Source organism: Olsenella sp. CU969 (assembly GCF_905219715.1).
Classification (GTDB): Bacteria; Actinomycetota; Coriobacteriia; order Coriobacteriales; family Atopobiaceae; genus Granulimonas; species Granulimonas faecalis.
In genome coordinates this window covers 1-12,111 of the sequence record NZ_CAJMXC010000059.1, presented here as the reverse complement: position 1 = coordinate 12,111, position 12,111 = coordinate 1, and the positions used below count along the sequence as shown (strand labels likewise).

Sequence of the window (12,111 nt, the reverse complement as noted above, 5' to 3'; positions counted from 1 at the left end):
TCTACGGGCCCGTGGCCCCGGAGCCCCCCGACGAGGCCACCCCCACGCCCGCCGAGGTCGACGCCGCCGGCGAGGGCATCCTCAAGCGCGACGGCACCCGCAGGAAGCCCCGCTTCGTGACGCTGCTCGGCCATACCGTGTCGGTCACGGCCGCCAGCTACGCCGTGCTGCTCCTCGTGGCCGGCGTCTTCCTCGTCCCGCTGTTCGGCACCCTCGCCTCCGAGGCCATCTTCGACGTGGCCCGCGGCGGCGTGCGTGGCAACCTCGACGTCACCGTCGTGGTGTTCGTCGTGGAGTCGGTGCTCATGCTCGCCCTCGCGGCGGGGCTCTTCGCCATGGCGCTGCGCATCCTCCAGGGCGACAGCGCCCATCGCCTGGCCCTTTGCGAGGGCTGCATCCTCCTGCTCACGGGCGTCATCCTCTGCCACGTGATGGTGTTCGGCATGACGAGCGTGCTCATCGTCTACGGGCTCCTCGCCGCCCTGCTCGTGGCCCTGCACTCCTACTGGGACCCGGAGCTCGCCCTCGAGCGCGCCAACCGCCGCACCGACACCGAGTCGCTCAAGGCCATGGTCTTCTCCAAGGACGAGCGCACCACCATCCCCGGCAGGCGCTCGGGCACCGGCTACATCACGCTGAACTTCTTCAACCTGTTCTGGATATTCACCATCGCGTCGGTCCTCGGCCTCATCGTCGAGACGGTCTACTTCTTCATCGGGAACCACTGGTGGATGGACCGCGCCGGCATGCTGTGGGGCCCGTTCTCGCCCATCTACGGCTTCGGCGCCTGCCTCATGACCATCGCCCTCAACCACTTCCACAACAGGCCCGTGCCGGTGATCTTCCTTGTGAGCGCCGTCATCGGCGGTGCCTTCGAGTTCTTCACCAGCTGGTTCATGCAGTACGCGTTCGGCGTGACGGCGTGGAACTACAGCGGCACCTTCCTCAACATCGACGGCCGCACCAACTTCTTCTACATGTGCTGCTGGGGCCTGCTCGGCCTCGTGTGGGTGAAGCTGCTGCTGCCCGTCATGCTGTACTTCATCAAGCGCATCCCCTGGGGCTGGCGCTACACCCTCACCACCATCTGCGCCATCTTCATCATCTTCGACGGCGTGGCCACCCTCACCACCCTCGACTGCTGGTACCTCCGGGAGGCCGGCGTGCCGCAGACCAACCCCATCGAGCGGTTCTGTGCCGTGCATTACGACAACGAGTACATGGCCGATCGCTTCCAGACCATGACGATGGAGGTGTCGTCGAGCGCGAGGACGCAGTAGGGTCGTTCCGGCCGGGGCTCCCGCGACGTGNGCCCCGGCCTTGCGCGGGCGCCCCTCAGCGCCTCCGCAGGGCCTTGAACAGCAGCACCCCCACCGCCGTTCCCGCCGCCGCCCCCAGGACCGCCCGCACCGCGGGGCGGTCCAGCCCCAGCCAGCGCCGGGCATTGTCGAGGGTGCGCTTGCGCCCGATGTAGCGCTGGTACCGCCTCATCTCCGCGGGGTCCAGCGGCCCGGTCTCGTCGAAGACGGGCTCGCCGCCCAGTGCGGCGCCCCCGCCCAGCAGTTGATGGACGGTCTCCGTCGTGGCTTGGGCCGCCTGGGAGACGCGTGTCTGCATGTAGCCGCTGGCCAGGACGCCGAGCAGGTCCATGATGTAGTCGCGCACCTCGGGCTCGGCCCCGGCGATCCGGGCCGTGACGCCGGCCACGATCTCCGGGTCGCCGCTCATGAGGTCCGAGAGGCCCTCCACGCCCACATCCTGCAGCGAGTCGAAGAACGCCGTGAACACGTGTCGGCGCTTCTCGCGGTCGGCGGAGTCGAGCCACGAGTCGAAGGCGCGGTTCACCGCCCTGGCCTCCGGCAGGNTNCCCGGCGACTCCACGAACGACGGCCCCAGCACCTGCCAGCTCAACGCGGAGTGCTGCATCACGCCGCGCTCGTCCGAGGCCACCACCTTGGTGGGCTCGCCCACCGAGAGGAGCTGGCCCACCACGTCGAACTCCGGCACGTAGGTGCGGATGCGGTCACGCACCGGGGCGATGCTCTCCTCGGGCAGGACCTCGGGGTCGAAGCCCGGGCCGTCGTTGTTCCAGATGACCGAGACCTTCCCGCGCACGGCCTCGCCGCACATGGCGGCGCCGTAGACCGCCAGGTTGCCTCCCTTGGAGTGGCCGCCCACCATGATGGGGGCCGGCACGTCCCCGCAGGTGACGTCGAGGTAGGTGGCCGCGTCGGTCTGCGACGGCACCACGTCGTAGGTCATCTCGAAGTCCTCGCGCCATCCCACGACCGTGTCGTCGGTGCCCCGGAAGGTCACGTAGGTGGACCCGTCCGACAGCCCCACGTGGAAGACGCAGAGCNGCTCGCCGCTGCGTGCGTCGAGCCGGGCGTGGAGGCGCCCCAGGCGGGCGGCGNGGAACCGCCGGCCGGCCGCCAGTTTCTGCGGGAGCAGGNCCNTGTAGGGNGAGACCACGCCGGCCCAGCCGTAGATCTGTTCCTTGCCGTTGACCTCGAGGAAGCGCTCGGCCGCCTCGGCCATGGTCACGGTCCCGCCCTCGGCGACCGTGGGCACCACGCCCTCCAGGGCGCAGTAGGACAACTGCGCCAGCACGACGTTGTCCACCTCGTTGAAGGGCACGGCCTCCAGGGGCACGTCCCCGTACCAGTCGAGATAGTCGAGAATGTCTGCCACGCGCCCTCCTTGGCTCTCCTTGTGGTTCTGATGATGTGTACCCCTGCCCACACCCTGAAACCCCTGCGGTCACTACCATGGCATGAACCACAAAACGAATGTTCGCAGGGAGGGACACTTTGAATCGATCCGTGGGCACCCGCGCCCTCTGCACCGTNCTGGCGGGGACCCTGACCGTGGGTGCCGGGGCTGCCCTCGTGGGGTGCGACGCCTCGACGCCTGCGACGGCGACCCAGGGCCAGGGGGTCCAGGGGCGCCGCTTCACCGTACCCCAGGCGTACTTCGACTCCAAGGACGAGGGTGCCAGCAGGCGCGCCCTNGAGGAGGCCGGCGGCNCCGACATCGTGCGCGACTCCGACGGCAACTACACCGTGACCATGAGCGACACCGCCTTCGAGGCCTTCTGCGAGGCCGACCTCGACCGCACNCGCCAGCTGCTGGACGCCNTTCCCAACTCGCCCGACTTCCCGCAAGTGAGCGCCATCGCCTACAACGACGGCCTCACCGAGGTCACGCTCACCTGCACCAAGGCCGGCATGGGCAGCCAGGGGGAGAACGCCGCCAGCACGGTCATCTACGCCGCCTGCCTGCACCAGGTCATCGTCGGCGACGACCTCGCCTGCACCGTCCGGTTGGTGGACGGCCAAGGGCAGGTNCTGGACACCTACGGCGCCCCCGCCGACGCCTAGGACACGCCCCAGCCGCCGTCTTCCGCCATCAAGGCCCGTACTTTGGGACGGGCCTTTCTTTATGCANAAGCANATCAGAAATATGCATATATAATTGCGGGATACCTCGATGTCNTAAAACATGTTGAATCCTAGCTGACAGCTCAACGGATCGGGATGACCCACGCATGCCTATCAATATAAGAATCTGTCCCTCTTGGGAGCTCCGTCGCTCCACGGAATCGCCCTGTATCGAGAAAGGCAAAAACGTAGGAAGACAACTGGATTGTTTTTATCACATACCGAATCCAACCGCACGGGGCGGCTCGGCGTTTAGCTCCTCGTGGTCTTTCTCGGATGTTGCCATCGCCAACGGTCGAAGCGTCATGGCCGGAGGGCGGGGGCCGAGATGTTTGCAGAATATTCAGTCGATTCGACAATGCGTGGCGTGTCGTCCAGGGATGCGGGATAAGGAGTGCATCGACGGCCGTCGTACTCTCATCGGGGGAGCCGGATCGAACCCCGATGATGCGACCTTAACGTGGGGTTCTCGAAAAGTTTGGCGCATATCAGACTAATTAGGTTTTGTTTCTAGACAAGAGCGCCGAGAAGTAACAGAATATGCATGACCATTCTCACCTCGAGTGCCGGGAGGAGTTTCCCAATGAAGAGCATGGACGGCGCCGCTGTGTTCAAGGCGCTGGCAGATGAGAACCGTGTCGACATCGTCCGGTTCATCGCGAGGCATCCCGGCGTGACCGCCAGTGCTCTGCTCGACCGTCTCGACATCGCCCAGTCTACCCTCTCCCATCACATGAAGGTGCTGCTGAGTGCCGGCATCGTCGTGTGCAAGCGCAAGGGCAAGTGGACCCACTACTCCATCAACATCGAGACGGTGGACCGCATCGAGCGCTTCGTCGGCGCCTTGAGGCCCGCCCGCACGGCCAAGTCCCACCGCGCGCGCCCCATGGGCGAGGTCGCCGAGACCGAGACCACGGTCATCCGCATGAGCGGGCAGGACATCGAGGCGGAGGACCTCGAGGGGGTCGCGGCCGAGGAGTAGGTGCTCCCGCATCGGCTATACTCTCAGTGAAAAGTTATTTTCCCCGGTTCTGACTACGGTCGGGAACCGGGGGTTTCTTTTTGCGGCGGGAGGACCCCATGCTGGAGCTCAAGGACGTCGTCAAGACCTAACCTGTGGGAGACGGCGAGGTGGCGGCCCTGCGCGGGGTATCCCTGGCGNNTCGNACAAGCGAGTTCGTGGCCGTCCTCGGCCAGTCGGGCTGCGGCAAGACCACGCTCCTCAACATCGTGGGCGGCCTCGACCAGTACACGTCGGGCGACCTGCTCGTGAACGGCCGGTCCACCAAGGGCTACTCCGACGCCGACTGGNACGCCTACCGCAACCACTCCGTGGGCTTCGTGTTCCAGAGCTACAACCTGATCCCGCACCAGACGGTGCTTGCCAACGTGGAGCTCGCGCTCACGCTNGNCNGCGTCTCGGCGGCCGAGCGCACGCGCCGTGCCACCGAGGCCCTGGAGCGGGTGGGCNTGGGCGACCAGCTCGCCAAGAAGCCGGCCATGATGAGCGGCGGCCAGATGCAGCGCGTGGCCATCGCCCGCGCCATCGTCAACGACCCCGACATCATCCTGGCCGACGAGCCCACGGGCGCCCTCGACTCCAAGACGTCGGTGCAGATCATGGACCTGCTCGAGGAGNTCTCCAGGGACCGTCTCGTGGTCATGGTCACACACAACCCCGAGCTCGCCGAGGATTACGCCACCCGCATCGTGCGCCTCTCCGACGGCCAGGTGCTGTCAGACTCCAACCCGCCCACGGCCGCCGAGCTCGCCGCCGAGCCCATGGACCCCAAGCCCCGCCACACGCACCTACCGTTCCTCACGGCCTTGGCCCTCTNGGCCAACAACCTGCGCACCAAGAAGGGTCGCACCGTCCTCACGGCGTTCGCCGGAGCCATCGGCATCATCGGCATCGCGCTCATCCTGTCGCTCTCCAACGGCATGAACGACTACATCGCCGGCATCGAGTCGGACACCATGGGCGCCTACCCCATCACGATCAGCCGGCAGACGGTGGACATGATGGGGGCCATGAGCGAGGACTCCATCAACGAGCGTATGGAGATCGCGGGCTATGGCACGGGCGGCGACGGTGGGCAGGAGGACGCCATCGTCTCCAACAACGTCGTGGCAAAGACCGTCGAGCAGATCGACACGCTGGTGAAGACCAACAACCTCGGCGCCTTCCGCTCCTATATAGAGGGACACCATGCGGACATAGGCCCCTACGTCACCGCGATCTCCTACGACTACGAGGTGTCGCCCCAGGTGTGGCGTGAGGACGAGGGCGGCGGCGTGAGCCGGGTGTCTCCCCGCACGCTGTTCNACGGGGCCGGCACCATGGCGCAGTCCATGATGGCATCCAACGCCACGACCTCCTCGCAGTGGAGCCAGCTCGTCGACGACGAGTCGCTCCGCGAGGGGCAGTACGATCTCAGGTCCGGCCGCTGGCCGGAAGGGGAGGGCGAGGTGGCCCTCGTGGTGGACGAGAGCGGCCGCGTGAGCGACTTCGTGCTCTACACCCTCGGCCTGATCGACGAGGGCTNCATGGACGNGCTCGTCTCCTCGGTCGAGAAGGGCGAGGAGGTGGAGGACCCGGTGCACACCGTGGCCTTCGACGACGCCATCGGCAGGACCTACNCGGTGTTCTCGCCCTCACAGCTTTACCAGGAGCAGGACGGCGTGTATGTGGACAAGGGCGACGACGCCCCGTACGTGGCGTCCCGGATGGCCGACGGCGTGCCCGTGGAGGTCGTGGGCGTGCTCCAGGCCAAGGACGGCGCCCCGATGACCGGCGGTGTGGTCTACACCGGGGCGCTCGCCCGCAGGCTCATGGCCGTGGCGGCCGAGCAGCCGGTGGTGAGGGCGCAGCTTGCCGACCCCGACAGGAACGTGCTCACGGGCGAGGCCTTCGAGGACGACGGCGGCTCCGCGGCGGCCGGCGTCGATGCGGCAATGAACACCATGACCTCGATGTTCTCCCGCACGGACTTTGCCGGTGGGGCCCGTGTCGCCGACGGCCCGTGGCGTGGCGGGGCCGTGGTGACGGCCGGTGTCTGGCACGCGCCCGAGACCGTGACGCTGCACCTCGTGGACGCCGAGGCGGCGGCACCCGGGGACGGCGCAGGGGATGCCGGCGGCGATGGGGCCGGGGACGCCGGTACGGGCGACACGCCGGCGCCGGGCGGCGACACCGTCACGGTGGACCTCTCCAAGCTGAGCCCGGAGCAGCGCGCCCTCGTGCAGGCGCTCCTCTCGGGCGACGTCTCGGCCGACGAGCTGCAGGAGCGCATCCGCGAGATGGTGCTCGACAGCATCACGCCGGAGGAGATCCTCTCGCGGCTCACCCCCGAGCAGAAGCAGCAGGTCGTGCAGGCGATACTCGCCGACGTCACGCCCGAGCAGATGATGGCCATGCTCACCGAAGACCAGCGCGTCCAGCTCATGGCCGACGTCGTGAAGGGCCTCTCCGACGAGCAGAGGCAGCNGCTGGCCCAGCAGCTCGGCGTGCAGGTGGACCCGGCCCAGATCCTGGCCGCCATGACGCCCGATCAGCGCGACGCCATGGCGCGCGAGTTCATGGCCTCCGACGCCGGCAAGGCCCTTATGGGGCAGTACCTGGGCTCCATCGACAAGGACGCGCTGCTCGCCGAGTACATGAAGACCGTGGACACCGACGCCCTCATGCGACAGTACATGGAGAGCATGGACACGTCGACGCTCGTGGCGCAGTACCTGCAGGGCGTGGACACCGAGGCCCTCATGGAGCAGTACCTGTCGTCGCTCACGCCCGAGCAGCTGGCCGAGATGGCGGGCATGACGGCGCCCACCCAGGAGCAGATCGACGCCCTCATGGCCCGCTACTCCGGCGACACGCCGCGCACCTACGACGACGTGCTGGTAAAGCTGGGGTACGCCACCGAGGACCGGCCGGAGCGGATCGTCATCTACCCCTGCGACTTCGAGGCCACGAGGGGTGTGGAGGACTTCATCGCCGGCTACAACGCCCAGGCCAAGACCGACGCCGACAAGGTCACCTACAACGACCTCGTGGGCATGATGACGAGCTCCATCACCGACATCATCAACATGATAACCATGGCCCTGCTGGCGTTCGTGGCCATCTCGCTGGTGGTGAGCTCCATCATGATCGCCATCATCACCTACATCNCGGTGCTCNAGCGCACCAAGGAGATCGGCGTGCTGCGGGCCATCGGCTCCTCCAAGGGCGACGTNACGCGCATCTTCACGGCCGAGACCTTCATCGAGGGGCTGCTGGCCGGCCTCATCGGCGTGGCAGTGGTCGTGCTCATCGACATCCCCATCTGCATCGTGGTGGAGCAGAACTACGGCGTCGCGGGCATAGCGGTGCTGCCCCCGGTGGACGGCCTGATGCTCGTGGCCATCTCGGTGGCGCTCACGCTGGCGGCGGGGTTCATCCCGTCGCGCATGGCCGCGAGGAAGGACCCGGTGGAGGCGCTGCGCAGCGAGTAGGGTGGGACAAAAGTGCCCGACCATTGGGACAAAAGTGTCCGGGTGTTGGGACAGGTCGGGCCCCCTGCGTCTGACGATGCAGGGGGCCCTTCGAGTCGCTCTCGGTGGTGCGGGTTACTTTGCGGCGGGGGTCACGAGGTCGGCCTTCACGCCGTTGTNGGAGCCGANGACGCCGNCCTGCNCCATCTGNGCGATCTNGTCGTCGGTTTAGCCCAGGCCCTTGAGGATCTCGACGTTGTTCTCGCCGAGGTTGGGGGCGCGCTTGTAGTCGGGCTTNTAGTTGGCGAGGCTGAAGGGCAGGCCGATGGTCTTGAAGGAGCCGCGGGCCTCGTCCTGGTCGATGGTGACGATGGTGCCGTCTCTGTTGAGGTCGGGGTCGTTCTCCAGCTCGTACCAGTCNAGCACGGGGCCCACGGGNNCGCCCTACTCGCCGAGCATCGTGGTGAGGGTGTCNTTGTCGTACTGCATGGTGAACTGCTCCACGCGGGCGTAGACCTCGGCCTTGTGCTCGTCGCGCCCGTTGGGCGTGGAGAACTTGGGGTCGGTGAGCCAGTCCTGGAAGCCAAGGGCGTTGCAGAAGTTCTCAAAGCCCTTGGGCGACTGCTGGATGACGATGTAGACGTAGGCGTTGGGGTCGGTCTCCCAGCCCTTGGCGCGGTAGCACCAGCCCAGCACCAGGCCGCCCTCGGCGTTCTCGGGGCGCGGCACGGCCTTGCCCCACTTGTAGCCGGGGTAGCAGGCGTAGTAGCTGAGCTCGTGCAGGTGGTCGAGAATCAGCTGGTCGCGGAGCTTGATGCGGCAGAGGTTGAGCACGGCGTTCTGCATGGACTGGTACACATAGGTGCCCTCGCCGGTGTGCTCGCGCTGCATGAGGGCGGCGAGGATGCCGATGCACAGGTGCATGCCGGTGTTGGAGTCGCCCAGGGCGGCGCCGGACTGGGTGGGAACGTTGAAGTCGCCGGTGTTCCAGCCGGTAGTGGAGGCGGCGCCGCCGGCGCACTGGGCCACGGGCTCGAAGGCCTTCACGTGGGCATAGCGGCTGCCCTGGTTGAAGCCCTTGAGGGAGGCCATGATGCACTTGGGGTTGATGGCGTGCACCTGCTCCCAGCCAAAGCCCAGCTTCTCCACGTCGCCCGGGCCGATGTTCTCGACGAAGACGTCGGCGTCCTTGAGGAGGTCGGTGAGCACCTTCTTGCCGGCGTCGTCCTTCATGTCGAGGGTGAGGGACTTCTTGTTGGCGTTGAGCTGCAGGTAGTACAGGGAGTACGACCCGTCCCCGTCGTTCATCTCGTTACGGGTGGGGTCGCCGCCTTGAACATTCTCGAGTTTGATGACCTCGGCGCCGAGCCAGGNGAGGANCTGGGTGCAGGAGGGGCNGGACTGGACCTGGGTCCAGTCGATGACCTTGATGCCGGCGAGGGGCGCCGTGTTGGTGGTGTCTGCCATGGGATTCCTTCCTTCGAACCGTGGAGGCCGCCTTCGGGCGGTCTGGGCGATGATGGCTCTCGTGGTCGTGGGTACCCGTGGCCTCCGGGGTCCCNACGGGGTGTCCCCAAGTCCACAATCACTCTACATAAATATAATTTTATAAATCTGACAGAAAAAACAGTGGACTCTACCTCATGTAATAAAGGGACTTGAGATGTATTACGTCCGCTTTTTTTGGGTTCGGGCGCCAGAGCGACGCGGTTCNNGGGAAGNNACCCCGTNCGATGAAGCGGCTCTGCCACCGCATATGACATTGGAGGTACACGTGAGCAACCAAACCGCCGCCCCGAATCAGGGTCTCACCGACGGCATGCATTTCCTCGCCGACACCTTGATCGCCAACGGCGTNAAGAACATGTACGGCGTGGTGGGCATCCCCGTCACCGATTTTGCCCGTATCGCNCAGGCCAAGGGCGTCAAGTACGTGGGTATGCGCCACGAGGCCGACGCCGGCAACGCCGCCGCGGCCGAGGGCTTCCTCACCGGTCGTCCCGGCGTCTTCCTCACGGTCTCGGCCCCCGGTTTCCTCAACGGTCTCGCCTCCCTCAAGGAGGCCACCGAGAACGGCTGGCCCTGCATCCAGCTGGCCGGCTCCTCGGTCCGTCACACCGTCGACCTCCACGAGGGCGAGTACGAGGGTCTCGACCAGCGTGCCTACGCTGTACCCTTTGCCAAGGACTCGTTCCGCATCGACCGCATCGAGGACATCCCCCTGGGTATCGAGCGCGCCATCCGCACCGCCACCACCGGCCGTCCCGGCGGCGTGTATGTGGACATGCCGGACGACCTCATGGGCCAGACCATGGATGAGGACGCCGCCCAGAAGATCCTGTTCACGGCCGAGAACCTGAACCCGGCGCAGCCCGNCGACCAGGCTATGGTCGAGAAGGCCCTGACGCTGCTCGAGAACGCCAAGAACCCCATGATCGTCGTGGGCAAGGGCGCCGCCTACGCCCGCGCCGAGAAGGAGGTCGCCGAGTTCGTCGACAAGACGAACATCCCCTTCCAGCCCATGTCCATGGCCAAGGGCCTCATCCCCGACGACGACCCCCACTCCACCGCCTCCTGCCGCGGCCTCGCCCTGCGCANGGCCGACGTCATCCTGCTCATCGGCGGCCGCCTCAACTGGATGCTCGGCTACGGTGGGGGCAAGAAGTACAACCCCGACGTCAAGTTCATCCAGATCGACATCGACGGTGCCGAGTTCGGCAACGCCCGCCACATCGACTGCCCGCTCCTCGGTGACATCAAGACCGTCATGGGGCAGCTCGTGGACGGCCTGTCCTCCCACAAGATCCAGGCCAGCCAGGAGTGGATCGACCTCCTCGCCGCGGACACCAAGAAGAACNACGAGCGCTTNGGCGGNGCTGAGACGGCCGACACCGTGCCGATGACCCACCAGAACGCCCTGGGCGCCATCAAGCGCGTGCTCGACAAGAACCACGACGTCTACGTGACCAACGACGGCGCCAACACCCTGGACGACTGCCGCGACATCGTCGACATGTATCTGCCCCGCCACCGCCTCGACTGCGGCACCTGGGGCGTCATGGGCGTGGCCATGCCCTACGCCATCGCCGCCGCCGTCACCACCGGCAAGCCCGNGGTGTCCATCTCCGGCGACTCCGCCTACGGCTTCGCGCCCCTCGAGGTCGAGACGGCCTGCCGCTTCGACCTCCCCATCGTCACCATCGTCCTCAACAACGGCGGTATCTACCGCGGCGACTTCGAGGCCCTCGGCGACTCCGGCGACNCGAGCCCGCTGACGCTGGACGCCTGCGCCCACTACGAGAAGGTGGGCGAGGCCTTCGGCGCCACCGGCTACTTCGCCACCACGCCCGCCGAGCTCGAGGCCGACCTCACCGAGGCCCTGGCCTCCGGCAAGCCCGCCTTCATCAACGTGCAGCTCTCCGTCCACGCCGGCGTCGAGTCCGGCCACATCGGCGACCTCAACCCCAAGCCCGTCGTCGGCCCCCTCGCCACGAGCGAGTGCGAGGACCTGAACGAGGAGGTCGTGGACGGCAAGCTCGTCCAGGAGAAGCCGGCCCAGTAAGCCGCGAGGCCATCGTGCGGGGTCGCCTTGGCGGGNGGCCCCGCACCCGAGGAGAAAANCGCATCCATGATCAAGATCATCGTCAACGACATCGTGCCGATCCTTGTGATCATGGCCCTTGGCTACATCTGCGGTCGCGTCCATTATTTCGACGACGACCAGCGCCAGGGCCTCAACAAGGTCGTGCTCGACATCGCCCTGCCCGCAGCCCTGTTCGTCTCCATCGTCAAGGCCACCCGCGAGATGCTCGCGAGCGACNTGGTGNTCACGANCCTGTCCCTCGTGGGCGTGACGGGCATGTTCATGCTCAGCTACCTGCTGTGCAAGAAACTGTTCCACCACACCACCCAGGAGGCCGCCGTCTGCGCCCTCATCGCCGGCTCGCCCACCATCGGGTTCCTCGGCTTTGCCGTCCTCGACCCGATCTACGGCAACGACGTGACCACCAACCTGGTCATCGGCATCGTGTCCATCGTGGTCAACGCCGTGACCATTCCGCTCGGCTTCTACCTCATCAACAAGGGCCAGAGCGAGATGCGCGCCAAGGCCGCCAAGGGCACCAAGGCCGTGCCCGCCGCCTCCGCCGCCGTCCCGGCTGCCGGCTCGGCTGCCGTCGACGACGCCAAGGCCCCGAGT

The 12,111-nt window shown here is 66.7% G+C and carries 7 protein-coding genes; 5 read left to right on the top strand and 2 right to left on the bottom strand.

Translation table 11 applies throughout. The features are described from left to right. Window positions 1–1,280: putative ABC transporter permease (locus tag JX283_RS06430; protein ID WP_204829839.1), on the top strand; the 1,280-nt coding region annotated here is incomplete at its 5' end. A 55-nt stretch (window positions 1,281–1,335) separates the two neighbouring features. On the opposite strand, the gene JX283_RS06425 is transcribed toward JX283_RS06430, so the two are convergent. Next, the gene (locus JX283_RS06425) at window positions 1,336–2,691 is read right to left on the bottom strand and encodes an Mbeg1-like protein (protein WP_204829838.1); all 1,356 of its coding nucleotides are present in this window, start codon (window positions 2,689–2,691) and stop codon (window positions 1,336–1,338) included. 1,332 nt (window positions 2,692–4,023) lie between these two features. Between JX283_RS06425 and JX283_RS06420 the strand changes: the two genes are divergently transcribed. Both JX283_RS06420 and JX283_RS06415 read left to right on the top strand, forming a co-directional pair. Further along, window positions 4,024–4,422 carry a helix-turn-helix transcriptional regulator gene (locus JX283_RS06420; RefSeq protein WP_204407484.1) on the top strand — a complete coding sequence of 133 codons (399 nt, stop codon included), beginning with the start codon at window positions 4,024–4,026 and terminating at the stop codon, window positions 4,420–4,422. 134 nt (window positions 4,423–4,556) lie between these two features. After that, window positions 4,557–7,934, top strand: coding sequence for an ATP-binding cassette domain-containing protein (locus JX283_RS06415; protein WP_204829837.1), 3,378 nt, complete (start codon window positions 4,557–4,559; stop codon window positions 7,932–7,934). A 423-nt stretch (window positions 7,935–8,357) separates the two neighbouring features. Here JX283_RS06415 and JX283_RS06410 read toward each other — a convergent pair whose 3' ends face one another. Next, window positions 8,358–9,380 (bottom strand): formyl-CoA transferase, encoded by a 1,023-nt coding sequence (locus tag JX283_RS06410; RefSeq protein WP_239652509.1) that lies wholly within the window; start codon window positions 9,378–9,380, stop codon window positions 8,358–8,360. Window positions 9,381–9,687: 307 nt separating this feature from the next. On the opposite strand from JX283_RS06410, the gene oxc reads away from it, so the two are divergent. Both oxc and JX283_RS06400 read left to right on the top strand, forming a co-directional pair. Beyond that, entirely contained in the window at window positions 9,688–11,475 is a 1,788-nt protein-coding gene (oxc, locus tag JX283_RS06405; RefSeq protein WP_204829836.1) for an oxalyl-CoA decarboxylase, read from the top strand. Window positions 11,476–11,541: 66 nt separating this feature from the next. Then, on the top strand, window positions 11,542–12,111 hold a 570-nt coding region (locus JX283_RS06400; RefSeq protein WP_204829835.1), incomplete at its 3' end, for an AEC family transporter.

What these genes read in the sequence shown, in the direction of transcription:
- JX283_RS06420 (WP_204407484.1), top strand. Translation starts at nt 4,024, where the DNA reads ATGAAGAGCATGGACGGCGCCGCTGTGTTCAAGGCGCTGGCAGATGAG.